We start from the raw sequence: 26,234 nt of genomic DNA on the forward strand, positions 1-26,234 counted from the left end.
CGGTTCCTGATTTTCACACACTATCCAACTTTCACAAATTAACTCTTATCTTTGTGCGCATTAAACATAAATATTGGGTTTACTTGGGTTAAAATAGAAATAAGTTCGTGAAACTATTTAAAATTACGGAGGAATTCTCATGCTAAAACAAGAATTTTGCTATGCTCAATTAGATGATCTACTGTTATCTATGACCTTTTATTCTGATGAACACACAACTGAAAGTAAAGCCACACTACTCTATTTCCATGGTGGTGGTCTAGTTTACGGTGAACGGGATGATCTACCTAATTCTTATTGTGAACTACTTGTAGAAAATGGCTACAATCTATTGACTGTCGATTACCCGTTAGCACCAGAATGTAAACTTGCTGAGATCGACTCTTATCTTCAAAAAGCAATCGATTGGTTTTTGGCTAATCATCAAACTACATTGGGATTATCTAACGCTGATTATTTTTTATTTGGGCGATCTGCTGGCGGCTATTTGGCTTACTTACTCTCTTCAAAATACCAAAAAACCGAACAAAAAGGAATGATCAGCTTCTATGGGTACTACGATTTGACTGATCCTTGTTTTAGCCAGCCTAGTAGTTATTATAACCAGTTTGCTAAAGTAGCACCACTAGCAGCACAAGCGTTGATCTTTCCTAAACCCAAAGCAACCCTATCGATCAACGAACGTTTTTCTCTTTACTTATCAGGTAGACAATTTGGGAATTGGTTAAATTATTTAGTGAAAACTCCTAGTGAAAAAAATACTTTTAGCTTATCTGAAACAGACTTAACAAGCTTACCACCGGCTTTCTTAACTCATAGCTCTGGTGATCAGGATGTACCTGTTGAAATATCTAGAAAAGCAGCTACTCTTATCCCAGCAGTGACTTATGAAGAAATCTCAGATTTGCCACATGATTTTGATCGTGACCTAAACAACGGAGAAGGGCTGCGTATTTATCAACTATTGATCGGTTGGTTAGATCAAACTACCTCAAAATGATGATTTTCAACAAAACAAAAAAGGCATTCCTCATGAAAAGGAATGCCTTTTTTAGTTGAATTATTTTTCTGTTGCTGTTTCAGTAATAACTTCTACTGCTTTTTTCATGCGAATATCATGTTTCAACATATCTTCTGTTAAGACACGTTTTACTTGATCGATCGGCATGTTGTATTGTTCTGAAAGATCTTTGATTTCGTTTTCGATCTCTTCTTCAGTAATTTCGATATCTTCAGCAGCAGCGATCGCTTCGATCACAAGGTTTGTTTTCGTACGAACTTCTGCTTCTGCTTCAAATTGTTTGTGCAAGTCAGCTTCTGTTGTACCAGTTAATTGATAGTACATATCAGGCGCGATTCCTTGACGTTGCATGTTGTTCAAGAATTCATCCATTGAACGGTGAACTTCATCATGTACCATGACATGTGGAAGATCAACGATCTCAGCATTATCAACTGCTTGACGGATTGCTGCTTCGTCTTTAGCTTCTGTTGCTGCAGCTTCTTTAGATTCTGTTAATTCTTTACGGTATTTTTCTTTTAATTCGTCTAATGATTCAACTGAATCATCAACGTCTTTCGCAAATTCATCATCCAATTCTGGTAATTCTTTTGCTTTTACTTCGTGTACTTTCACTTGGAAAACAGCTTCTTGACCCGCTAAGTCTTCCGCTTGATAATCTTCTGGGAAAGTTACTTTTACTTCAACTTCTTCGCCAGCTTTTTTACCAACTAATTGGTCTTCAAAGCCTGGAATGAATGAATTAGAACCTAATTCTAGAGAGTAGTTTTCACCTTTGCCGCCTTCAAAAGCAACGCCGTCTTTGAAGCCTTCAAAGTCGATGACAACTGTGTCACCTTCAACAGCAGCTTCGTCTTCTTTGATCACTAATTCTGCTTGTGCTTCTAATTCGCGTTGGATGCGAGCATCTACGTCTTCATCTGTTACTTCACGGTCTTGTTTTTCAACTGTTAAGTTTTTGTATTCGCCTAATTTTACTTCAGGTTTTACTGTTACTTCTGCAGTTACGACCCAGTCTTCGCCTTTGTTCATGCTTTCAACGTCGATTTTTGGTTGTGATACTGGATCGATCCCAGCTTCTTTCACAGCTGCTTCGTAAACTTCTGGTAATACAGCGTTCAAAGCATCTTCATACAATGCTTCTTCGCCGTACATACGGTTAAATACTTGACGTGACACTTTCCCTTTACGGAATCCTGGAACGTTAAGATTTTTTTTGACTTTATCAAATGCTTGTTTCAAGCCTTTTTCAATTAAAGTTTGATCAACTGAAAAAGTTAACACACCATCGTTGGTGCCTTTTTTTTCCCATTTCGCAGACATTTGTTTCCCTCCGAATAACTTAATTTTATACATGAATTGATGTTATGCATACCTTTAAATAGTACACTATAGCTAGTTAAATGTAAACATTTTAGGCGGGAAGAAGCGAAAATATTCACGGATTTTTGTATTTTTTTCTCTCATAGATTATTTTTTTAGCTTTAGCGTTCTTGAGAGCTGTTGCTAGACACCCTAGCAGATAAACACCAAGTAAAACAGAGACGATCAATCTGATTGGTTTAAACATAGCGATAGCTGCTAGAAAAATAAGTAAAATAGTAAAGCTAAACGGATTTTTATAGGACTGAACTTCCTTTTTTTCGGCAATCGTGCGTGCTTTTTCAATCGTTGGCCGACTCCCGTCTATAACTAGCTCTGTTCGATCCATTCCAGTGATCAATACTTGGTAATTTTTCCCTTTACATTTGTAAAAAACTTGCCAAAATGGGACATAAAGATAATCGGAAGCCATTTCATATTTTAATGAATCGATGTTCATCTCTTTTACCTCACTGCTCGATAGCTTGGATTTAGCTAGCTTCTTTGCAGAAATCGGAATATGTTTTTTTACTATTCTTGTGATCGCTTCGACACTTTTAGGTGACACAGGTAAGTATGAACCATTTTCCCGCTCTTCATTTTTGAGCGCTCTCGCTCTTTCCATGAATTTTTTGCACTCAACTTTTTTTGCAAAACTTTGAACTTCTAAAGAAAGCTCTGTTGTGATCAGATAACTCTTGATCGAAGAACTTTCAAAATGATCCTGTACGGTTTGCCATTCCATCACTTTTCTTTTCTTCTCAACATCATTTATCTCCACGTATGGTCCCCACGTTTCCTGACCGATATCCGCACTAAATATTGCCTGATATTTAATAGTCGCGATCATATAAGGAACATATAACGGCTTTATCTCTATACTTTCTATTTCTCCTTGAGATAAATCATTCTTAGCCAACCATTCATAAAAAGCCGTTTTTGCCTGATCTTGTGAAACCTCTAAATCCAGCTTTTCTTGTTTCCCAAAAAAAGCTTTGTCTAAGCCCATTTGATCATTCAACGAGAACGTAGACTGACAATAGTCACACTTGAATCCTCCCATATAGTGATCAAGATAAGAGCCGCAATTTGAACACAGAAATGCTTGTTGATCACTGTTTTCCTGCTGCGGCATCATGCAGTAAGAACATCTTTGCGCATTAGGATCAGCCATGGGCGCGCCGCAGGTCTTACATTTATTTTGAATCAGATGTGCGTTTTCCATTTTTTCCTCCGATTGAAATGAGTCATAGTTTTCAGTTAAAGAACGATATATTTTGTCCTCTCTGTATCAAATGATCTGTAGTGCTTTCAATGGAACAAAAGTATCGGTGATAAAAATTTCAGTCCCATTTTAGATATGTAAAGTCATTCATATTATAGACAACAAATCCCTAATCATCAACAGGCTCTTTCTTTAAACACTAAAGGTTTTCTTCTAGCAAGTAAAATGGCCATGTCTTTTGTCGCTAAATAATCCTTTACGCAGCAGTACTTTCTATCAAAAATAGCAACATAGCGTAACTAATGAAAAAGTTTTCACTAATTAAAACACCATGTTGCTTTCTATTTAAACCAACATAAACAGTCAACTGTATTTTTTATTTATCACAATTCATATTCCATACAAATCGATGTCTCCATCTCTTCATAAGGCGAGAAATTGGGAATTCTCGTAAAGCCATATTTTTCATAAAATTTGATTGCACCAAAAAAATAAATATCCGTTTCCAAAATCAACTTCTGAACCCCCTGTTTCTTCGCTTCATCAGCCAAAATATCTATCAATTGCCAAGAAATCTTCTTTGAACGATATTCATTTTTGACAAATACTCGTTTAACCTCTGCATGATCTTGATCAAATCTTTTAAGTGATGCGCAACCAATAGGCTGCTCTTGATCATATGCTATAAATACCAATTGATTTTTAAGAGGCTCATTGAAAAGAGAGTAAGCTTCTTTATCTTTTTCATTGTAGCTTTGATGATCTAAGTCTTCATCCAACAATCGACATAGATAAAGAAAATGTTCGTCTTCTGAGTTTGTCTTAACAATTTTGATTTCTGTAGTATGTTTTGTCATATCATTTTCCTTTCTATCACATTCTTAAAATTTCTTATTCCTACTAGCTTCTTTAAAACATTTGTTAATCCAGTTTACTACTTATAAATGTTGAAATCTATTGATAATTTTTTTACCTTCAAATTTGTTTGATTCATACGATTTACTGTTTTCCTCACCATACATATATCAAAATACGTACTAAAGACTATAATATGCAAAAAAAGACAGGGGCAGCCCTGTCTTTACATAAATATCAAAATCAGAAATAAACTACATACTTTATCATTTATAGCTCTCAACTTATTGCTTTGATTTAAACTATTCTGTGATATTTTCGTGCGCACTAGAAAAAATAGCTTTTAAAATAGGATTATTGCTTTTAGTCGCCAACATATTTGTCGGTAAAAATGGACATACAGAGACGAATGTGGCTAATGTCATAAACAAGAAAATAAACAATGGTGAACTGCTACTCATAATAGTAGGTGCTGAATAACTATCAGAATATTGATAAAGCATACTTGTGATCGAGCTTAAAAATGATGAATAAAAGCTCAAAACAAATGTAAGATATAATCCGTAATAAAGGACCATCAATGCAAGTATCGCTTTGCTCTTTAATCCTACATCTCTTAATCTTCTCACTGTCAGCGCCAACATGGGCACAACTAATGCTAGAGAAAAAATGACAATGATAAATAATAGAACTGGACTCACAGATGACTCATAATAAGATCGACTGGCAGAATTAGTGCTTATGATGATAAATAGAACAACATAAATAATAGCAATACACAAATTCGCCCACCAAAAACCTGCACGAGTTGAGCGCCCTCTAAAATCAGCATAGCCTTTCCAAAAATCTTTTACTGCTTGGGGAAATGAAACTTTCCCTGTTTCTTCAATAGTTTTCATAAAATACTCCTTTCTCCATTACAATAGTTTACATTGTGTCAGTATTTTTTTCAAGTAATTTTTGTACTGTTCTGAAAAAAGGAGTAAAAAAGATTTATGGTTAACGGTGCAATGATCCTCGTCAATGAAACCATTATTTAAACTCATCAAATAACGCTTTTCATTCAACTAGAATGTATATTCTGACAAGATCACGTTCAAACAGCATTCAACTTTCTTCTAGTTTCAAAAAAAGAATACAATCGGTATATTTGTTAAAAATAAAAAACTAGAAACACTAAATGGTGTATTTAGTTATCGCCGTAGAAGTCGAAGCAAATTACCTTACATGGATTTTTATTTTTTTATAAATTTTTTCCCACACAAATAAATATCTCCGTATCCTCATAAGGCGAAATATTAGGAATTCGTGTGATCTCGTATTTTTCATAAAATTTGACTACGTCAAAAAATAAATAACTGTTTCCAAAATCTACATCTGAAAGCCTTGTCTTTTTTCTATATAAACTGATCCATCAATTACCATGAAACTTTTTTTACGCTACTCTTTTTGGAGAAAGACCCTTTTGAACTTTACATGCTCTTGGTCAAATTTTTTGAGTAAAACACGATTGGCTATTCCTCGTCATACTCCATAGACACTGATTAGTTTTCACGAGATGTATTGAAACGAACATACCCTTCTTTATCTTTTTTCATCGTAGTTATGATTATTTAAATCTTCATCCAATAATTAACATAAATAAATCGAAATGAATTTGATGTCGTTTCGAGAATCTTGATTTTTGAATTTTGTTTTCTCATATGATTTTCCTTTCTATTTTTCTAATCCTTTTTTTGCTCTACTTAAAAATAATTCTATTATTCACATTCTAATAGATATACATAATTGATTCGTTTTTTAATCTGCACTCGATCATACAACTTTTTTATAAAAAAATAGAAGAACAAGTTATTACTCATTCTACTATCTTTCTACTTATATTATTAATAATCATTTTTGCTATACTGTGTAGGTTTTCCAACGAGTTCGGTTATTCATTTTTCTGCTTAATGATTGCTAATTAAATAAAGTGTCATGTAACTTTTTCGCATAGCCATCCGTCATATTACAAATAAAATCGACAGCCATTTTTAAACGATAATAATCTTTATCTATCTCTGAGCATCCATCTGTTTCTCTTTTATACAAATCTTCAGCGCTTCTTGGCAAATTATTGAACAAGCGCTCTTCATATTTATTCATTGATTCTTTATCATGTTTCAATACAACTGGAATAAATTCATCCAAAAGACGATTGATAATATTGAATCCTAATACTTCCTGATCTAAAATTGTCTTTGTTTGAAACACATACCTATACGAAAATTCTTTCAATGCCTTAAAGCATTTTACCTCATCACACTCTTCATTTATAAGCTCACCATGGAAAGTTCCGGACATGATTTCTTCATAATGGTCAACAAATGTTTGACTTGCACTTTGATAGACTTTTTTCTGCGTTTCGCGCAAAAATTCCTGAATTGCTGCTGCTTCAGAGCCTTTATTGATTAAAAATTTATTTGTATTTGTTTTTTCATCAATAAAAGATTTTAGTTTTCTATAGCTATATAATCCATAATTGTAAGCATCTTCAATATCCGAAAATGTATATGCCACATCGTCTGCTGCTTCTAACAAAAATACAAGTGGGTGACGGCAATCCATCGTTCCAGTTACAAATTTTATATTTTTAAAAACTTTTTCCTCTGAATAAAAATAACCGACTTTTTTAGTTAACAAATCATCTTTATTTACTTTATCTGACGAAGCTGTGTACTTAATAACAGAATCCAACGTCGAAGCAGTTAAATTCATTCCTGTTTCTGATGATCCGTTATCATTATGTAACTTAGTAAGCAAGCGAATAGTTTGCGCATTCCCTTCAAATTTCAAAAAATCTTGTCTTTGCTGTTCATTGAATAACGACCAACATGAAAGTGACTCTCCATTTTTACTAAACCAAATACGAATCGCTTCTTCCCCAAAATGTCCAAAAGGAGGGTTTCCAATATCATGAATTAATGCCGCAGTTTCTAATAAACGGTAGCTTTCATTTAACTCATCAATCCTGATCCCTTTTTTATTCAATTTACTAATTACACCTATTAACAAATCCCTTGTATGCATTGCTACTTCTAAACTATGCGTCAATCTTGTACGTACAAAATCATTTCTCTCTAAAGGAAAGACCTGCGTCTTATCTTGTAAACGCCTAAAAGAGTCACTTTTTATAACTCTACGATAATCACTATTGAAAGCCACACTCAATTCTAAAAGATAATTCTTATGAGTCAGTTTGTCATTAGGCCATGCTTTGTCACTTTTTAAAGAAATTCTAAATGTTCCAACTAACCTTTTCCATTGCATCATCTGATACTCCTCCTACTTACATTTTCAATTACACTTTTTCTAAATGTGATACATAAATATTTTTGCACTTTCCAATATCTTTGAAACTCTTTTCTTCGTACGGCAACTGTTCATTCAATTGAAATTTAACTTTATCCCCTTTTTTAAAACTCCCCCAAGTATTGTAAAAGAATAGCCAATGACTATCACGTTTAGGTAATTTTTCAACACCAAGTACTTCAGGATTGATTAAGCCAGATAATTTAAAACAACTGGATTTCTCTTGCCATTTATTTGGCAAAATCCTTTTTTCTTCCAATACAGCTTCAAAAAAACCATCCTCATCTTGATTTAAATAGTAACTTTCTTCTATCAATTTTTTTATTCTTTCTTGGAATGGTTCTATATTTCCCTTAATATCAATCGCGACATCTTCATCAGCAACAATATTAGTATCTGATGATAATTTTCTTAACAAAGAGTGGATTTCCTTAACACCTGTTTTTTCATTCAACATAATTGTTAATCGGTCTCTATTAACTGCTCCCGCTATCTCATTAGGTGAAAAGCCTGGCAATGCGATGGGATAGTGTTTATCCGTAACCATCCAAGATGCTCCCATCTCATTCAAACAAATAGCACTTTCATAATAGTTTCTAGATAAAAAATACAATACTATAGGACTCTCAGCCAATTCAGATTTTAATCGGTCCAAAATTAATTCTCCTGGCTCCACTCCGCTAGTAATATTCGAACTGTAAAAAATATCCTTTTCGCGAAAACCAAATCTTTTTAGTAATCTAACAAACTCATCAACATAATTTCGATCTAAAAAGCTGTGGCTGATAAATACTTTCCTTGTCATCAAGATCCCTCCAAATAATAGTTTCATTTATAGTATATCAAATATTCATCCATAAAGTAATGTATATTATTTAATAATTATTCAAAACGAAACAATTAGTTTATATTTAAACTCTTAATATAAAGAATAACATGTATAACTGGTCAAATTAGAGTCTTGAAAATAAAAAATAGATTGTGTTTTACAAAAAAAGAACCAGATACACCCATTAAAGGTACCTGGTTCTTTTTCTAATCCCAACTCTTTCAGTTTTTCGCCTAGTTCTAGCTTATTTTCAAACCATTTATATTTTGACTCTATTCTAAGCTATATAACGTTTTTCATAATACTGTTCCAAACGATTTTGTCCCCAACCGATCCCAATACACAGTAACCAATACATCACAGCTACTAAAATATACATCGACATATAGTCAAACGTTCTACCACCAACGATTTTAGCCTTTTGGAAAATATCCGGAATCGTGATCATCGCCGCCAGCGAAGTGCCTTTTAATAAATCCATCGCCACATTGCCCAATGCCGGAATAGAGATTCGAAACGCCTGCGGTAAAATAATTTTACGCATCACTCGTCCAAAAGGTAAGCCTAACGCGTACGCCGCATCCCATTGTCCAGTACCTACACCCGCGATCGATCCGCGATAAATCTCAGCAATAAAGGCACTGCTGGTCAAACTAAAGCAAATACACGCTGCAGTCAATGCATTTAACTGATACGGCAAACCAAAATACAGTAGGAAAAGCAAAACCAGCCCTGGCACACCACGCAAAAAGGAAATATAAAAACGAACAAACCCTTTTACGATTTTTGACGGCAACATACCAAGCATCGTCAGTATGATACCTAACATATTCCCAATCAAAAAAGTCAACACGCTGATGCCAATGGTATAAGGTAATCCCGTCAGTAAAAATGGTATGGAGTCAACCATTAAACGAAGATCGATCATCGGAATATACATTTACTCCACCGAAACACTTTCTTCAACCTTTTCCTTTGGTTCTACTGAAACATCCGTTTGGAAATACGTTTCAGAGATTTTCTTCAATGTGCCGTCACTCGTCATTTCTTTTAGCGTCTCATCGATCTTTTCACTAAGTGCCACACTGTCTTTTTTCATTAAAAAGCCGGTTGAATTGGCATTGAAATAGACACCCTCTAAAATTTTCACTGGAATGTCCGGCAATGCCCCCACAGACATTTTTTGCAGGTAATAATCATTCAAGATCACATCTGTCCGACCATTGGCAACATCTGTCAAATACTGATCGTTCGTGGCATTATCATATGTTACTAGTTTTGCTCCGTATTTCTCTGCGATTTTCATATAATTTGTATTTGGCTCACCTGCTGCTTTTTTGCCTTTTAAATCTTCCAGAGAAGCGATAGCTGAATCATCACTTTTCCGCACGATCATGCTGTCAAAAGAGTACTTGATCGGCGAAGATAACCTGAACTTCTCTTTTCTTTCTCCCGTCAAGCTAAAATCATTTGCCGCTAGATCTGACTCTCCTTTTGCCACAGATGTAATCTGTCCATCCACATTGTACTCTTTAAATTCAACCTTCAAATCCAACCGTTTAGCCACTTCCTTGATCACATCCACATCGTAGCCAGTCAATTCATTTTGATCGTTGTAGTAAGACGAAGGAAACAAGGTACCAGATGTCGCGACGGTCAGCTTCTTCGCTTCTTCTACCTTTTCCCAACTTTGATCTTTATCTGAAGATGATTCTTTCGATCCCCCACACGCTGCTAAAACAAGCAATAAGCCCATCACACTTAAACTAGTAATAATCTTTTTCATTAGAACCTCCTATGATTCGCGATAAAATTTAGGTAATAAAAACTGCTGTTCCTGCTCAAAAAGTTCTCCTACTTGGAAAAGTAGATCCTCTCTGCCTTTTGAAGCCATAAACTGAATCCCCAGCGGTAAACCAGAATCAGCGATATGGGTAGGTAAACTGATCGCCGGCTGTCCAGTTAAATTTGCCAGCTGTGTAAAAGGCGTGATCGTCAAACTCTTCTCAAACATCTCATAGATCAACCTCTGTAACTGTTTTACTGATAAAGATTCTGCCTGAGCTAAGTCTTGGCGAAACTGATCACTTTGCAGCTCTGCATCGATTTTTGGTGCAATATCTGCTGCCGTTGGTGTTAAAAATAAATCATATTCTTCAAATAATTGCTCCATTCGATAGGCAGCCTGATCCCATAATTGCAGTGACTGAACATACTCGCTTGCAGGTAATTGTCGTCCATATTGGTAGATTCCCCACGTCATCAGCTCCATATCAGAAATCGTTAACGGACGTTGAATGGCTTCCTGAATACCGCTAAACATTGCCGCAGTCTCTGCACCATTCATTGCGTAATAACTGTCGATCAATTGACGTCCATTGACTGGATACGAAATTTCGGTCACTTCATGCCCTTGCTGCTCTAAAAAAGCGACCGCCTTACGCACTGCTTTGACAGCTTCTGATGAAACAGGCGTCCCAACCGGTGATTCAGTCAAAAAGGCAATTTTCAAACGTTTTTTAGCGGATGCCGTTTGGTGAGACCATTCTGCCTTTGGCGCTTGATACGGCGCTGCTTTTTCTGTCCCTCGCAGATGATAAAAAAGCGTCTCCGTATCTCTCATCGAAATAGTCAAAGCAAAATCGATCGAAGCCCCTTGCCAGCCTCGCCAGCCATTGGGACCGACCGGCATCGTGCCTCTTGTCGGCTTTAAACCGATCAACCCACTAAACGAAGCAGGAATCCGAATCGAACCACCGCCATCACTTGCACCAGCAATTGGAAACAAACCGCTCGCCACAGCAGCGGCCGCACCACCGCTAGACCCCCCCGGAGAATAAGCCAAATTCCAAGGATTTCTCGCTGGACCATAAATCATTGGGTCAGAAATATTCTTAAACCCAAATTCAGGCGCATTAGTTTTTCCTAACGGAATAAAACCTAAACGTTCTAATCCTTGAACAAAATTATCCGTTGCTGTTGCTCGATGCTCCTTGAGTAAACGAGATCCCGAAGTCGATTTCATATTCGCTTTGTCTTGCCCTAACATTTTCAACGGAATTGGTAGACCAGAAAAAGGGCCATCAGCTATTTGAGTCGTTTCAAAGTGCTTTTTGGTAGCTTCAGCATCCCAGTCGACAAAGGTGTTTAGATCAGGATTAAGCTTTTTTACTTGCTGATCTCGCTCATCGATCCATTCGGTGACACTCAGCTTCTTTTCTCGGAATTGTTTTGCGTAGTATAAACCATCTTTCATTACTGCTCTCCTTTCGATTACTTGCTGTTTTTTATTATACAGGTTTGTATTGGAAAACCGTGATAAATTTGCTTGAGGGGGTTATTTTTAGAAAGGTTTTTGTATGAAAATATATTTAGGTCGGTTTGCTATACAGAATCATTTAAGGCATAACAACTATTTAAGAAAATAGCCTACTCTTACTTTTTAATTAAGTTATGCATACAGGATAGTAAAGGAATGACTACAAACAAAAAGTAATTACATTGTATTTACTAATTACTTGTTGTATAATAGTATCAGAAAATAATTTCAGGAGGGGATATTATGAAGACCAGAAAACAAGGGAACGCAATTGTCTTGACGATTCCAGCAAAATTCGGAATAGAAGAAAATATTGATTATATCGCCATTAAGGGTGATGATGACAGCATTACTTTCATTAAAAAGAAAGCCAACTTATTTAAGACGGCATTTGAAGATAATCGAGAATTAGAAGTCGGTGATGGGTTTCCAGAAGACAACGCTGTTGGAAAGGAACAACTTTAATGGTTTTCAGTATTCATGGATACACGCCTAAGCGTGGAGATATCGTAATCATCAATTTTGATCCTAGTATTGGTAGGGAAATCCAAAAGAAACGACCAGGTATCGTCATTAGCAGCGACGAGTACAATGCCGTGACTGGAATGATTGCCGTTTGTCCGATAACGCCAACTACCAACGTGAAAAGTCATTTTATCGAGCTGAGCGCTGATCACCAAGTGAACGGACATATAAACCCTTTACAGGTTAAAACATTTGACTTTACTGCTCCTGAAAGAAATGTCCGCTTCATAGAAAGAGCAACGCTGAAAGAACTAGGAGAAACTGCTCAAACCGTTAATATGATATTCGATTTTTCTAGTTTAATGACTGAATAAAGAGGCTCTCATGAATTAACTTTTTCATTGCTGTATTTCACGACGGATTCGCTTCTGTTTCCACTGTTTATTTACTTTTAAAAGACTGGATCGTAACTCGTAGAGTTATTCTCCAGTCCCTTTTTCTTGACCGTTCAGAACTACTAGCTGAAATTATTCAAAGCAATTTTTATATACTGCTAAGGTCACGTAAGATAGTATCAATTAATTTTCATTCACTTAACGAAGCATTTTAGCTCTTTCAAAGATCGATCCCAAAAGAAGTAATTTCCTCATATTCAGCATCTGTTAAATGCAAAAAAATCATAGTTTCATGTCCAACAGTTCCCATCCACATATTTTTTCCTCTAAAAAAGGCAATGTCTTCTGGTAAGGTTGGCCCACACCAATCACTTATTTTGCTTGAATACTTTAATAATATCTCTAAAGAAGCACTATTCAATTTGAATCTATAAACATCAGCAACAATTTCATAACGCATGACAATCGAGGTGCCCCATCTGTTCGTTTTTTCTACTTCGACTAAAAATTTGGATAGTTCATCGAGTAATTGATAGGTTTGAGGATTATATGAATATGAATAGTCTTCTTCAAAATCAATATCATGTCGAATCGTAAATTCAAAGTAATCACACTCTGTTTTCAAAGCCATTTGTAAAACAGATTCATACTGTTGCTCGGTCAGCTCTTGTTCATAACTATAATGATTTCTAAATTCTCGAAGCAACTCCATAAAATGAATGACCTCCTTTTCTGTTCCAAGTATGAAACTTTCCTCCTTAATCCACTAGCTAATGCGACTACTTTTTTACAAAGCATTCTAGCTCTTCCAAGGATCAATTCCTAGGGAATTAATTTCCTGATATTCAGATTCTGTCAAATGCCAAACACTCTCAACTTCATGACCAACTGTACCCATCCACATTTTTTCACCTTCGAAAAAAGCAATATCCTCTGGTAATGTCGGCCCACACCAATCACTTATTTTCTTTGAATAGCGTAACATTATTGCTAATGAAGCTTGATTCAGTTTATACCTATAGACATCGGCAACGATCTCATAACTTATTACAAGTGATGTTGCCCATCTATTTGTTTTTTCTACCTTTACTAAAAACTCAGACAATTCATCCAACAGCTGATATGTTTGTGGATTGTATGAGTACGAGTAGTCTTCCATAAAATCAATGTCGTGACGAATCGTAAATTCAAAATGATCACATCTAGCTTTTATTGTCATAGATAGTATTTTTTCATATACATCGTCACTAATATCTTGTTCATAATTATACTGGGCTCTAACCTCTTGCTGCGACTTCAAAGAATGAATGACCTCCTTTCAAATCTTCTTCCGTTAAAATGTTTAGATTCAGCGCTTTACTCATTATTTATTCTCCTTCAGATTATAAATAACTTCTGCTTGCGGACTTCCTTGAGAATCCTTTTTTATACCCATTTTTTCAAATACAGTCTTCTCAAGATACTCATAGCCTTCATTCACCAAAACAGAATCTGTATAAGATTTTATATATTCCGGATGAACAGCACTATACCCTAGTTGAACCTTTCCATTGACTTCATCTTTATAATCATTGATTGTCATCGATGTATCAATCCCTATTGGTCCTGGTCCCATGTTCCAACCGTTCCATGTAATTTTCTTTACGCCAGAATAATTTTTTATAATATATTCTGACGCTGCTTTTTGTGTTTTCTCAACAGCCTGTATATATTCTTCGTTTTGCTTTTGCTTGTTCATGTATATTTTTCCACCGATGCTTATTAAAAGTAACAACAGAACAGATATACCGATAACAATTTTTCTTCTCATCTATTCTTCTCTTTTCTTACTATGACTTTCTCCATGATATGCTCTATATATTTTACCATATAAACAGACTGAAAATAGGTAAAATAGTCAAAAAGTATGTTTTAATTGATAATTAGTTATTTGTATTCACTTGTTTAGCTCAAACTAACGACTCTTAAAAAATTATTTCTCTGTTATTTTTCCTTATATATAAGAGAACAAATCAAGCTGTTATTTAATGCTATTTTTTACAAAAATGACTAGATTTCTCTTGTACTTTTTGTATATACTGAGGAAGTAGAATAGAAAGGAGAACTTTCTCCCTTCTGTCATCAAGGATTTCTCGTCATCAGCTTAAAAAATGTTATGATCAGCAATAAAAAACAGCTCATGTAGAAATGAACTGTTGATATCAGAATATAAAATTGAATTGGCACTTCACTGTCCGGCAGCAACCAGACAGATGAAGCCTTGTAACGACAGCGAACACTGCCCTGACAAGTTGCCAATAGTGCTAGCAGCAGATACTAGCTTTTTCAGTGTAATCAAGGTTTGTCTATTTTTCTATAGACTTCTTGCTTTTTTAGTGTACGAAAAAAGTGATAGCTGTTTCTTGTGGACTATTGCAAACGATATTGGGTGAGAATACCTGATATCGTTTTTTCTATTCTACAATTTAGTGAAAGGAGGTATTTTTCAAGATAAAACAAAAAAGCACTTCATCATCTGACAGCAATCAAATGATGAAGCCTTGCATAGACAGCGAACACTATCTATACAAGTTGCCAATTACTAGCACTTTCGCACTAGTTCTTTTATTGTACCTAATTTTTCTGTTATTTTCTAGCACATTTGGAAAGTTTTAGTTTAAGGAAGGTATTTTAGTAAGTTCTTGCGTTTTTTCTAGGAATTGATGGCGGTATTGGTAGTCCACAAACTCCAATAGCGTTTTTTGTTTTATGTTGAATAGACGGTGACACAGATACAGCAAGGCTTGAGGGGATAAGATGAAAGTCGTTTGTGTTACTGGTTGAACTAAAGTTGCCTGAGTCAATGCGCGAAGAAAGTGAAGTTAATAATAATTTCCGAGTCTATTTGAAGTTCGGTAATTTGCTAAGTTAAATTATTACAAGCACTACAAAAAAACTAGGTACACTCTGACGAGTGACCTAGTTTATCAAAGATTATTATTCAAAATCAAAATAGTCGCTATCTATTTTGAAAATTTTATACGTTTTGGCCGTTTCAACGCCAACTTGATAATCAATCATCAAATCAGTTAGTTGAATTCCATCAATTAAGACAATACCTTGATTTTTGGCAAATTCCATCGCACCTTTTGAGAATTTAGAGGTTGTAATAAATACTCCCCTGTCAGCATTGACACCCGCTAATGCCCCATAAAATGATTGAATATCATTTCGTTGAACGACATTTGTTTCTCTGTATCGTTTTGCTTGAATATAAACTGTACTTGTTCCAAGCGGATCTTGATTAATAACGCCATCAATTCCACCGTCATTCGATTTACTCGTTACTTTAGCTGTTCCATTTTCACCACTGTATCCCATAGCCACAAGTAAATCCACAACTAAACGTTCAAAGAAATAGGGATCGCTATTTCTAATTTTGCTTAGTAATTCAGTGGCTACTTCATTGTTCAAGGTTGTCGCTAATTCATCAATCCTTTTTCGAGGATTGATTTCATCATCTTCTGATATTGGCTCGTCAGTTTCATTTAATCCTGCCAGTTTATTCCGTTCATTCATTTCTTGCATATACTTAATATAGGCTGGTTGCTTTTTCAATATTTTTTTATTAAGTTGATCACCGTATTCATTCAGTAAAGATATTCCCGAATCAGTAATTTGATAAATCCCTCTGTTTGGTCTAACTACGGCATCTGCTTTAAATAAATCACTTAGAGCAAAACTAAAACGATTAATCAACACGCCATCACTATTTGGATATTTAGGGTATTTTATATTCCGAATTTCATCTGGAATCTTTAAAAATTGAATTGCTTTTTTGCTAATGGTCGACGTGGTTGTTTCTTCTCCAGTCTCAAGCACTTTCAAAATGTAGGGAATTAAAGAATCATACGTTGGTATGCCATCTTTTGATTGTTTTAGTTTTTTCCAATCAGTGTTCATGTTTTTACCTCTCTATGTCTTAATTTAGCAATAGATAATATGACTAAACATAATACTAAACGGTTGTTTTCAATGTTTTATATAAATCTTTTGCTAGTAATGAATAAACCAAATTGTAAAATGAATAACCTGAAGCTTTTTGTAAAATTTATATTTCATCTGATTATTCATTGCTTTTGTTTCTTCTACTATTTGAAGTTTGTAAATTACGGTTCAATTCATTCATTTACTATTTATTCCTTCCTGTTTTACACAAATTATCAACTATAGTATACCAATTTTTTAGAAAAAAAGATAAATTATTTACATTAGTTTAAATCAAGGAACATTTTGATTACAGCAACAATCACGCCTCCGATTACAGTGATCAACAGTTTGTCCAACTTGGGTTCAGCTGAAGTGGGATGATCTCCCTTATTATGATTACCAATAACAGAATTTTTTATTTTATTTCCGTCCCCAATTTGCATGCTTTAGCTCTCCTTTTCTTTATTTTTCTCTTTTTCTCCAATAGAAGAATGATCTATTCTGTTCTTATCACCAATCTTCACTGAACTATCTGAGTTTCCACAATAAATATTTATTGTAATATTTACGGAAGCTTCATTTTCCATTGCTGTATCTCCTTCCCCTAACTATCAAGTTTTTCAAATGTATTTTTTAATCCCATACTTTCATAAGTGTCTAATTTCAATGTCACTAGCTCTTTTTCCAATTTTGTGATTTTCTTTCGTATTTCCTCTTTTTTCATTTGATAATGCTGAATGATTTGTAACTGTTTTTCAAGTGGAAGTTTTGGAATTTCCATCTCGCTAATTGCATTTGTTGATAGTATTCGAACGGCCGAACCTTCAGCATTTACATCAAGATATCCTTTTCCTACTGGACTATCTAAAAATAATTCGATCCATCTCGGAGAAAATCCATCATTTGTCAGCCGAATATTAACAAAATTTTGAGAGAAGATGACGTCTTTCACTTCTTTTTCAATCACAGTAGTTTTAAATGTATTTCCTCGGTTTGATATAATCAAATCATTTTTTTGAACAAAATATTTTTCACTTGTTACCTTTTCCCTATAAATAGAAGACAACTGATCATAATTTAGCTTTCCATCATGAATATCAGAAATTTTAATAATTTTGATGTCTCCTGCTTCATGTTCGTCTTTAACTGTTGTAGTCAAGCCTCGGCTTATTTTGGCAATATCTTTGATTTTTACAGTTTCCACATTACTAAACACATCTAAATTAAATGAAAATTTACCTAAATCCTCAATATAGATTTCTGATTTATATAAATACTTATCAGGTAAAATATTAGCTTCACTGAGATCTTTGACATTTAAAATTGTTGATTTTGTTTTTTCTTCATTCTTGGTCGTTAGTAGTGTCATAATTTCATCGATTGTTTCATTCATTAATTGATTTCTCATATCTACTTTTTTTAATTCGGAAGCACTCATATTGATCAATTGGATTTTTCCTTGATTATTAGTCTCTTTCTTCTTGTTGATTATTAAGACGACAATAGGAATTGATGTCTCCGGATAAAAAACCCCTGCTGGTAATTGAATAACCGATTCAATTAAATCTAACGATAAAATCTTTTCTCTAATCTTCTTTTCGGAGCCGCCTCTAAAACATACCCCTAGCGGAGCTATAAAAATACCTTTCCCTTGATCATTTAATGATGCAATACCGTTACTAATGTATGCCCAATCTGCATTAGAACGTGGAATATTCCCAAATGGAAAACGGTTATATTTATCTTGATTCTCAAAACCACGAGATAAACTTATTCCAAATGGTGGCTGAGAAATTACCTTATCAAATGTGCGTATTTCATTATTTTCGACATACATACATTCATTCAGAATATCTCCATTAAAAACTTCTGTATTAGTTACACTATTGAGATAAAAACGTATTTGCATGAGTTCATAAACAAGCTGATTAGTTTCTTGAACAACTATCGTTTGCTCTTTATTTCTCTTAAGGATATCCATCATAATATCACCATATCCCACTGTAGGATTTAAAACTGAATCTTCAGATTGTATATCTAAGATTCTTAAAATCAATTGATTCAGAGATGGTGAAGTAAAATATAAAGACTTTCTATATTCAGTATTAACATTAGTCATCATATAATCAAAAATGCTTTCATTCGTATTTAAGATGTAATTACTCATCCTTAAAAATTCTCTAAACATACTACTATCAAAACCAGACAAAATAAAGGGTAGGTTTTTTTGTATAAGGTCAATTATTAACTTCTCACTTCGTATTGTAGTCTCTAACTCACTTAAAAATATTTCTTTCAAATGTAACTCACTATCTAACGATTTTAAAAGTATGGAATCTGAATTTTCTTTTTGATTGTATAAGACTAATTCAACAGCTGCTGCTAACTGCAACATATCTTCTGAATTTTTTATAATTCCTTCAAATCTTTTTTTCAATTCTTCAACGTAGTTCACTAATCATCTATCCTTCCCGAAAACAGTAGATACATTCACATTTTTTATTATTCTAAAAAAAGAAACTTGTCACTCAATACAAAACAGTAGAACTATTCACAAATTCATTGTATCATGCTTCTTTTGATTCTGTCAATGAATCATTTAATATTTAATACATTTAGTTACCAGTTAATATTCCGTTTTTAGTTCCAGTAAAACTCACAAAATAGCTAATGTTTTGACTTAGTGCTCAATTATTGTACATTTGTCGATGATTGAGCATGACCATTTGTGTAAAGCCTAGCAATAAAATATGAATCCGTCGCATTATTTAACGTTTTTGCCGAAGATTTCATTTGTTTGGTTGGCTCGAATCTAGTGTTAGGATTCTTATAACTTTTCTCGATATTGTTTAAGATTTACTTATTGTTGCCCCACCAATCGCGTTTTATTTCACCAGGATGTTAAAGGTTTTATCTATGGCTAACGATCCTTGAAACAGTACCGTTACATGATTTACCTCTTCTGGTCTTTGTACCTTTGGATTTCCGTCTGTAATGATATATGCTTGTTCATCTGTTTTTGTGTTATTCACAACTTTTGCTACAAAGCCTATTGTTGTTTTTCCATTATTAATAGTAACTGGATCATTTTTTTTTTGCAATTTGGACACGTTCATCATCTGTATATGTTTTACCCATTATTTCTCTCCTTCAGCATATTATCTAATTCAGACGAATAACTTGAAATCCCATGATTTCTGTCTAAATTACCTTCTGAATCCACGTCTAAAATAAAAGTCACATATAAATTTTCTGTACTATTTATATATAACTTACCATTGATCCCGCCCATAGGATTATGTTCAACACTCTCATAATCAATTTTATAGGATTTGATGATCCCTTCCGATGTTAATGCTTTTGAATCCAAATTTTTTAATCCTTCTTCAATTATTTCTTTTGCCTGCCCATTTTTTACTACATTTACCATTTCATCATGAAATCTTATGTTACCCATATAGATTTTCCCTCCTATTCCAATAATAATTATCAAAAACACTCCGAGAAAGGCAACTAATGTTTTCTGTCTTATTTTTTTGATCTCTGAAACTTGTTGATCGTTCTTTTCTGTGCCATTCATTTAGCTTCACCTCTATGAGTAGATTATAAGGAAAATATTTCCTGTTATGTTTCCAAATATTTTAATTCTTATGCCTTTTCTCTATATTATTTAAGAGTAGTTAGCCATTACTCATATTTCCTTTCTCTAACATCTCTTCTAACTGAACTGACCCTCCACCAGAACTATTCATCAATCTACCGTCTTCTTCTTTATCTAAAGTCACTCGAATATATAATTCTTTATCATCATTGATAATGAGCCTAGGCATTATTCCTCCCATCGGATTATGCTCTACGCTATCATAATCTACTTTATACGCTTTAATTATTCCTTCTGAAGTCAAAGCTTTTGAATCTGCATTTTTTAGTGTTTTCTCGTAGACTTCTTTTGCCTGCCCACTCTTCACCACATTCAGCATTTCATTATGAAACCTTTTATTATCCGTATATAGTTTCCCTCCTGTTCCAATTGCAATGATCAAAAACACTCCAAGAAAGGCAACTAATGTCCTCCGTTTTATTTTTTTGATCTCTGAAAGTTCTCGTTTGTTAATGTCAGTATCTTTCAATTAACTTCACCTCGTTGAAAATCATTGATCAATTGCATCGTATGTCTATTTCCTGCAACATTGTACTGGAATTCGTCATTGATATTTTGATACTGTTTAAAGCGCTGTCGATTGACTCACAATGCCACTGATACTTAAATTTATTGATCTACTCATGATCCATTTCCTAAAACCATACTTTATAATGATATCAATAAATAACTAATAGAACAATATTTTTTTCATTAGAACTCATTTTTAATCAGAAAGGTTACTGTTTTTCCATTTTAAATTCTCATAAAAAAACACCTTTTCTACTTCTATCCCCTCAAATCTCCTAATCAACACAAAAAAGAGAACCAAAGAACTTCTTCCATGATCCTCCTTTATATTCAAAGCTTTAAGTTAGTTTATTTCCTTTTCATCTAGTCTTTTCCTTCTCCTTTTAAAATTTCGTCCAAAGAAAATTCAAAAAAGAAACTTAATTCGACCAATGTATCTAAATTTGGATACGACTGTTCATTCTCCCATCGTGACACTGTTTGTCTTGTTACGTGAAACTGATCAGCTAATTGTTGTTGCGTCATGTCTTTCCTTTCTCTACTTTCTTTAATCAATTGTCCAATCTTCATACAATCCTTCCTATCTTTAAAACATTCTTTCCATCTTTTAATCAGGTTATGTTCTAAATATCACACACTACAAATGATTTAAAAAGCAATTTTAATGTTACATTATGAAAGTTAGAAAAATAAACCTATTTCAACTTAAATCAAAATAAAAAAAGAGATGAAATAAAAGTTTTCCCTTTCATTTCATCTCTTTTTAATTTGTATGTCTGTTTTAGATTATTTTCTAGACTAATTCGCCAAACTATTTCCCTGTGATCGAATCCCAAAGACCACTGAAAAAGCTTTTGATATTTTCCCAAAGTCCCTTAGATTTTTCTTGAAGTTGTTCCTTCGTTTTAGTTAAATCTAGTTGGTTCACAAAATCATCAAAAATATTTTTATCCTTCATGTCACTCATCAAGGTAGTCAATTCATTGACTTGATCTGAGGTCATGACATCTTGGATGCCTTGGCTTTTTAATGCATTATCAACTGCTTGCTGGATATCTTCCTTGGTTAACTTTGTGCCATCAGCTGTTTTAGCTGCTAATTCTTTTTTGGCTTCTTCCTGAGCTGCATTTAGCGCTTCATCCGAATAACCTTCTTTGTCTTTATTTTCCTCTGTGATCTTAGATAAAACGTCCATTTCATCTTGCGCTACGCCAACACGGTCACGATTGATGATGCCGCCAGATTCTTCAACGATCTTATAGACACCAGCCAATGCGCCAGAACCATCGATCGGTACAGCGGAAGCAACGGTCAATTTGGCATCAGAGATACCAGCCGTCAAGGCGGCATTTTGGTATTGAGCGGCAGTGATTTTCGTGATATTTTCAGGTGTCGCGATATCCACTGTGATTCCTGAACCTTTCTTTTGAGTTTCCATACGAACTGAGCTATACACTGCCCATTCTGCGTTAAAACCACCATCTGGGATGAAGCTCATCAAATCTGATCCATTCGTTGTATAGGTTGGTGTTTCGCCCTTTGCACCAAGTGCTTTCAAGGTATAGTCTTTTTGTTCTTGAGTCAAAGCATTTCCTAACGCAACTGCATTGATTTGAAGTACTTTTTCAGAGCTACTTGTTGTTGTCGTTGATTCACTAGTTGCAGTACTATCAGTTGACGTTTGTTGTGTAGCAAAAGCTGTGGTTCCATTATAGACACCTGCTGAAATCAAAAGTACTGTCATCGCAAGTGCGAGTTTTTTTTGTTTATGTTTCATAAAAATCCTCCTATAAAAACTTGTTCTTGCATATTACTATACAGTAATCTTTTTCAATATGCTTTAAGGAGGCTCCGTTTTAAGAAAATTTTAGTAGATATCTTGCGTTTTTGTTATACTGATTTCTAATTATTATCGGTTTCATCTAAATAGTACTATCAAATTCTTGGAACCGAAAATTCTTCCCGATTCCTTGCGTCGTGGTCGTATATTCTCTAAATTTGTAAATAAGCGGATGCCATAGATCAACATTTATGTATCGCTCATCATGCAAGATTTTTTCATCAATAAAAATTCCTTTTATCGTACACTCAACGATTGCAAACTCTTCTCTGAGGGAAATAGTTGCGACCGTTGCTTCTATTTGAATCGGACATTCCTTGATCCTTACTGTTTGAACCTCTTGACCAGCTAGCTTAGTGAAGTTCCCTAAATCAAATTTATCTGCACAATATGAGTATCCTGCCTGCTTCTTATACTCTGGAATCTGTTTAGTTCCTGTAACTTGCGCAATTCGTTCAATATTTTCCCAAAGGGTTTTATCAGCAAGATTAAGCGTCACTTCACTCCCTGCTTTGAGATTCAAAAATCCTTTGTTATGCAAACCGATCCCTAGAACAATTGACTTGCCTAATGTCCAAGTAGAACTGATCGGAGTGATGTTGTCTCGATCAGTCTCTAAATCTTTCGTTGTCATCAACACGACTGGAAATCCATAATAAAAACTTGTTTTTTCTACTTTTTTAAACATATCTTTCACCTCTTAATATAGTATACTAACGATAAACCTCGATGCGTATCGAAGGATCAAAGGAGAAAAAAATGAATGGTTTTCCAGATTTACAGCAGACAACGAAACTATTAGCCGATCAGTCACGCTTAGAAATCCTAACACTTTTGATGGACGGAACATTTCACACGGTCCATGAAATTGCGCAAGCAGTGAAAATAAAAGATCAGACAGCTTCTTACCACTTGAAAAAACTTGAAGCTTTGGAATGGGTGACGTATTACAAACAGGGCCGCCATGTTTATTACCAACTGATAAATCCTGCGGTAGCAGAGCTTCTAGAAAGCTTGATGCTGATCAGTCCTGTCAAAAAAATCAGCTCCTATAATCAAAATAAAGAGTACCAGGAATTGAAATGTGGTCGAACCTGTTACCACCATCTAGCAGGGGCTTTAGGTGTCACATTTTTTGATTTTCTGATCGCAAAAAATTATCTGATCTTAGCAAATAACCAAGTTGAACTCACACATGAAGGTTTACTCTTTTTGAATCGTATTGAAATAGACACTAATGAAGTGAAAAAAAAGGCTGGGATCTTCGCTAAACCTTGTTTAGATTGGACTGAACGAACATTCCACTTAGGCGGAAATTTAGGGAAAGCATTTCTAGAGATGATTATTAGAAAGGAATACATTTATCAGAATTCAGACAACCGGAGTGTCACTTTAACTCGAGCAGGAGAAAATTTTTTCAGCAGTTTTCATTGGAAAATCAGCGTTCATAAAAATTGACCTATAAGCATTTTCTATTGAGGTAACAATTATAGAAAATACTTATAGGTCAAATGAATTAGAGAAATTATTTTTCTTACTCTATTTAGTAAATTATTTAAAAAGTTATTTCTTCTAAAAATCAAGATTTCAATAATTCTAATTTATTTTTCTAAATTCTTTTTTTGTTTTTATCAGAAAATCCTAGTATCATATCATAAAATTTAATTATCATTTACAATTAGTTCTAAGCCAAGCAACAACTTCATCTTGCGAAACTTTATTAATAGCAATTCCCACACTCATATCTTCTAGCTCACTATCTTTCACTTCCAAAATTAATCCATTTCGCTTCAAAAAAACCAACAACGCTAGAACGGCCGTTCGCTTATTCCCATTATGAAAACAATGTTTCTTGATCAATTTTTCATATAAAATATAGGCTTTATCAAAAACAGTCGGGTACAATTCTTTCCCAAATACTTCTTGCTTTGGTTGAGCAATAACCATTTCCAAAGCGCCCATTTCTTTAACCCCAATAACTTCAAGTGGGCTGTATCGCTTTATCAACGCATAATTCATTGCAATTACTTCTTCTATCGTCAAATACTTCATTATTTCTCAACCAAATTTTTAAACGCTTGATCGTGTTTATTCATAAAAAAGTCAATGTCATCGTAAAACTCATCAGGAACATTATCTGATTTGATCGACAAAGGTTTCTCTAATAACACTTGCCCATCACGAATAACAAATTCAAGTTTATCACCTTCATGCAGAGATAATGCTTGAATTACTTCTTTAGGTAAAGATGTGATGTATGTATTTCCTTGTTTTCTTGTTTTTCTCGTTTTTTTTATAGTTTCAGACATTTTTATTCCCCCCTTGATTTTATTTATTATATCATAAAAAGAGGGTTTCATATAAATAAACTTCTTTTTTTGTATTATGTATATTTTTATAAATAGTAACATTTTCATCGAATTTATAATTTTTAAAACTTTTCCTGTCACAAATTGTTTTTTCCTTCATGATATACTATACCTAGGTTAAATACTCTAAGATAGGAGGTGCTATCATGAAACTAAATAGAATGTTTGAAATCGTCTATCTTCTACTCGAAAGAAAAAAGATGACGACAATGGAGTTAGCAAAACATTTCGAAGTCTCTAAAAGGACGATTTTACGTGATATAGAAGCGTTATCTATCGCTGGTATTCCAATATACACAACTAAAGGAAAAGGCGGCGGGATCTCTCTGCTTGATCATTACGTGTTAGACAAATCGGTGATTTCAGCTGACGAACAAAACCAAATTCTCTTTGCTCTTCAAAGCTTAGCTGTGACACATCATTTAAATGCTGCAACGACTTTATCAAAACTTCAAACTCTTTTTAAAAAGACTGACACTAGTTGGATCGAAGTTGACTTTTCCCGTTGGGGGAAAACAGATCCCGACAATCAAAAATTTGAACTTTTGAAAAATGCTCTCCTTACAGAAAAAGCTCTCTCTTTTTCCTATGCAACCTCTTACGGATCAACAAGTTTAAAAATCGTTTATCCATTAAAATTACTCTTTAAATCTAAAGCCTGGTATCTACAAGCTTACTGCATGTCAAAACAAGATTACAGAACTTATAAAATCAATAGGATCACTGATTTGGAAATACTTGACGATTCTTTTTCTAGAAGTAGCTACACCGTTCCTGCTATTGAAGAAAAAGACAGCCCTACTTTATTGCATTTAACTCTTTTATTCGCAAAGGAGAGTGCTTTCAGAGCGTATGATGAATTTGATATGAAGGATATCCAGATCAATCAAGACGGCTCTTTGCTTGTAGATGCGCTATTACCGGAAGATTATTGGTTGTACTCTTTTCTCTTATCTTTAGGTACTACAGTCAAAGTCCTTTCACCAGCACATGTAGAAAAAAAGTTACTGACTCAGGTCGAAGAGATAAAGAAAAATTATTTAAATCTATAAAGTGACAAACA

29 protein-coding genes are annotated in these 26,234 nt (G+C 34.2%); 5 read left to right on the plus strand and 24 right to left on the minus strand.

The features are described 5' to 3' along the window. Positions 1–139 precede the first annotated feature (139 nt). Positions 140–1,000 carry an alpha/beta hydrolase gene (locus H3T55_RS01875; RefSeq protein WP_225532938.1) on the plus strand — a complete coding sequence of 287 codons (861 nt, stop codon included), beginning with the start codon at positions 140–142 and terminating at the stop codon, positions 998–1,000. A gap of 60 nt (positions 1,001–1,060) precedes the next feature. On the opposite strand, the gene tig is transcribed toward H3T55_RS01875, so the two are convergent. From tig to H3T55_RS01920, 9 genes are all read right to left on the minus strand, one after another. After that, on the minus strand, positions 1,061–2,344 hold the full coding sequence (tig, locus tag H3T55_RS01880) for a trigger factor (protein ID WP_087639485.1): 1,284 nt from the start codon (positions 2,342–2,344) through the stop codon (positions 1,061–1,063). A gap of 115 nt (positions 2,345–2,459) precedes the next feature. Then, positions 2,460–3,608 carry a hypothetical protein gene (locus H3T55_RS01885; RefSeq protein ID WP_225532937.1) on the minus strand — a complete coding sequence of 383 codons (1,149 nt, stop codon included), beginning with the start codon at positions 3,606–3,608 and terminating at the stop codon, positions 2,460–2,462. A 383-nt stretch (positions 3,609–3,991) separates the two neighbouring features. Further along, complete coding sequence (locus H3T55_RS01890) at positions 3,992–4,465, minus strand: GNAT family N-acetyltransferase (protein ID WP_225532936.1); 474 nt, start codon at positions 4,463–4,465, stop codon at positions 3,992–3,994. Between the two features lie 300 nt (positions 4,466–4,765). Further along, positions 4,766–5,362, minus strand: coding sequence for a DUF805 domain-containing protein (locus H3T55_RS01895; protein ID WP_225532935.1), 597 nt, complete (start codon positions 5,360–5,362; stop codon positions 4,766–4,768). Between the two features lie 1,060 nt (positions 5,363–6,422). Then, the gene (locus H3T55_RS01900) at positions 6,423–7,775 is read right to left on the minus strand and encodes a deoxyguanosinetriphosphate triphosphohydrolase (RefSeq protein ID WP_225532934.1); all 1,353 of its coding nucleotides are present in this window, start codon (positions 7,773–7,775) and stop codon (positions 6,423–6,425) included. A gap of 28 nt (positions 7,776–7,803) precedes the next feature. Further along, positions 7,804–8,619 (minus strand): TIR domain-containing protein, encoded by an 816-nt coding sequence (locus H3T55_RS01905; protein WP_225532933.1) that lies wholly within the window; start codon positions 8,617–8,619, stop codon positions 7,804–7,806. 301 nt (positions 8,620–8,920) lie between these two features. Beyond that, positions 8,921–9,583 (minus strand): amino acid ABC transporter permease, encoded by a 663-nt coding sequence (locus H3T55_RS01910; RefSeq protein WP_225532932.1) that lies wholly within the window; start codon positions 9,581–9,583, stop codon positions 8,921–8,923. Then, on the minus strand, positions 9,584–10,429 hold the full coding sequence (locus tag H3T55_RS01915; RefSeq protein WP_225532931.1) for a transporter substrate-binding domain-containing protein: 846 nt from the start codon (positions 10,427–10,429) through the stop codon (positions 9,584–9,586). It abuts the gene before it with no gap. Between the two features lie 9 nt (positions 10,430–10,438). Beyond that, positions 10,439–11,899: an amidase gene (locus tag H3T55_RS01920; RefSeq protein WP_225532930.1), complete on the minus strand. Its 1,461-nt coding sequence runs from the start codon at positions 11,897–11,899 to the stop codon at positions 10,439–10,441. A 306-nt stretch (positions 11,900–12,205) separates the two neighbouring features. On the opposite strand from H3T55_RS01920, the gene mazE reads away from it, so the two are divergent. Both mazE and H3T55_RS01930 read left to right on the plus strand, forming a co-directional pair. Next, positions 12,206–12,427, plus strand: a complete 222-nt coding sequence (mazE, locus tag H3T55_RS01925) for a type II toxin-antitoxin system PemI/MazE family antitoxin (RefSeq protein ID WP_225532929.1) — start codon at positions 12,206–12,208, stop codon at positions 12,425–12,427. Further along, positions 12,427–12,801 (plus strand): type II toxin-antitoxin system PemK/MazF family toxin, encoded by a 375-nt coding sequence (locus H3T55_RS01930; RefSeq protein ID WP_225532928.1) that lies wholly within the window; start codon positions 12,427–12,429, stop codon positions 12,799–12,801. The genes mazE and H3T55_RS01930 overlap by 1 nt, the downstream gene beginning before the upstream one ends. 241 nt (positions 12,802–13,042) lie before the next feature. On the opposite strand, the gene H3T55_RS01935 is transcribed toward H3T55_RS01930, so the two are convergent. From H3T55_RS01935 to H3T55_RS01995, 13 genes are all read right to left on the minus strand, one after another. Beyond that, a complete protein-coding gene (locus H3T55_RS01935; RefSeq protein ID WP_225532927.1) occupies positions 13,043–13,534 on the minus strand; it encodes a hypothetical protein in 492 nt (163 codons plus the stop codon). An 87-nt stretch (positions 13,535–13,621) separates the two neighbouring features. Beyond that, positions 13,622–14,122 (minus strand): hypothetical protein, encoded by a 501-nt coding sequence (locus H3T55_RS01940; protein ID WP_225532926.1) that lies wholly within the window; start codon positions 14,120–14,122, stop codon positions 13,622–13,624. 63 nt (positions 14,123–14,185) lie between these two features. After that, positions 14,186–14,632 (minus strand): hypothetical protein, encoded by a 447-nt coding sequence (locus tag H3T55_RS01945; protein ID WP_225532925.1) that lies wholly within the window; start codon positions 14,630–14,632, stop codon positions 14,186–14,188. A gap of 1,166 nt (positions 14,633–15,798) precedes the next feature. Beyond that, positions 15,799–16,764: a restriction endonuclease gene (locus tag H3T55_RS01950; protein WP_225532924.1), complete on the minus strand. Its 966-nt coding sequence runs from the start codon at positions 16,762–16,764 to the stop codon at positions 15,799–15,801. A gap of 308 nt (positions 16,765–17,072) precedes the next feature. Continuing rightward, positions 17,073–17,234, minus strand: coding sequence for a hypothetical protein (locus tag H3T55_RS01955; protein WP_176372742.1), 162 nt, complete (start codon positions 17,232–17,234; stop codon positions 17,073–17,075). 3 nt (positions 17,235–17,237) lie between these two features. Next, positions 17,238–17,378 carry a hypothetical protein gene (locus H3T55_RS01960; RefSeq protein WP_225532923.1) on the minus strand — a complete coding sequence of 47 codons (141 nt, stop codon included), beginning with the start codon at positions 17,376–17,378 and terminating at the stop codon, positions 17,238–17,240. Between the two features lie 17 nt (positions 17,379–17,395). Beyond that, a complete protein-coding gene (locus H3T55_RS01965; protein WP_225532922.1) occupies positions 17,396–19,246 on the minus strand; it encodes an N-6 DNA methylase in 1,851 nt (616 codons plus the stop codon). A gap of 430 nt (positions 19,247–19,676) precedes the next feature. After that, a complete protein-coding gene (locus tag H3T55_RS01970; protein WP_225550077.1) occupies positions 19,677–19,892 on the minus strand; it encodes a hypothetical protein in 216 nt (71 codons plus the stop codon). Between the two features lie 29 nt (positions 19,893–19,921). Beyond that, the gene (locus tag H3T55_RS01975; RefSeq protein ID WP_225532920.1) at positions 19,922–20,371 is read right to left on the minus strand and encodes a DUF1310 family protein; all 450 of its coding nucleotides are present in this window, start codon (positions 20,369–20,371) and stop codon (positions 19,922–19,924) included. A 100-nt stretch (positions 20,372–20,471) separates the two neighbouring features. Next, positions 20,472–20,921, minus strand: a complete 450-nt coding sequence (locus H3T55_RS01980; protein ID WP_225532919.1) for a DUF1310 family protein — start codon at positions 20,919–20,921, stop codon at positions 20,472–20,474. Positions 20,922–21,325: 404 nt separating this feature from the next. Further along, positions 21,326–21,532 (minus strand): helix-turn-helix transcriptional regulator, encoded by a 207-nt coding sequence (locus H3T55_RS01985; RefSeq protein WP_225532918.1) that lies wholly within the window; start codon positions 21,530–21,532, stop codon positions 21,326–21,328. 241 nt (positions 21,533–21,773) lie between these two features. Next, on the minus strand, positions 21,774–22,739 hold the full coding sequence (locus tag H3T55_RS01990) for a DUF1002 domain-containing protein (RefSeq protein ID WP_225532917.1): 966 nt from the start codon (positions 22,737–22,739) through the stop codon (positions 21,774–21,776). A 145-nt stretch (positions 22,740–22,884) separates the two neighbouring features. Next, on the minus strand, positions 22,885–23,490 hold the full coding sequence (locus H3T55_RS01995) for a flavin reductase (protein ID WP_225532916.1): 606 nt from the start codon (positions 23,488–23,490) through the stop codon (positions 22,885–22,887). 71 nt (positions 23,491–23,561) lie between these two features. Between H3T55_RS01995 and H3T55_RS02000 the strand changes: the two genes are divergently transcribed. Further along, positions 23,562–24,260, plus strand: a complete 699-nt coding sequence (locus H3T55_RS02000; RefSeq protein WP_225532915.1) for an ArsR/SmtB family transcription factor — start codon at positions 23,562–23,564, stop codon at positions 24,258–24,260. A gap of 210 nt (positions 24,261–24,470) precedes the next feature. On the opposite strand, the gene H3T55_RS02005 is transcribed toward H3T55_RS02000, so the two are convergent. Together H3T55_RS02005 and H3T55_RS02010 are read right to left on the minus strand one after the other, a co-directional pair. Next, complete coding sequence (locus H3T55_RS02005) at positions 24,471–24,854, minus strand: type II toxin-antitoxin system death-on-curing family toxin (RefSeq protein WP_225532914.1); 384 nt, start codon at positions 24,852–24,854, stop codon at positions 24,471–24,473. After that, entirely contained in the window at positions 24,854–25,111 is a 258-nt protein-coding gene (locus H3T55_RS02010) for an AbrB/MazE/SpoVT family DNA-binding domain-containing protein (RefSeq protein WP_225532913.1), read from the minus strand. Before H3T55_RS02010 ends, H3T55_RS02005 begins: the two co-directional genes overlap by 1 nt. A gap of 206 nt (positions 25,112–25,317) precedes the next feature. Between H3T55_RS02010 and H3T55_RS02015 the strand changes: the two genes are divergently transcribed. Continuing rightward, a complete protein-coding gene (locus H3T55_RS02015; protein ID WP_225532912.1) occupies positions 25,318–26,223 on the plus strand; it encodes a helix-turn-helix transcriptional regulator in 906 nt (301 codons plus the stop codon). Positions 26,224–26,234 lie beyond the last annotated feature (11 nt).

This window comes from Enterococcus sp. S22(2020) (assembly GCF_020295385.1).
Taxonomy (GTDB): Bacteria; Bacillota; Bacilli; order Lactobacillales; family Enterococcaceae; genus Enterococcus_L; species Enterococcus_L dunnyi.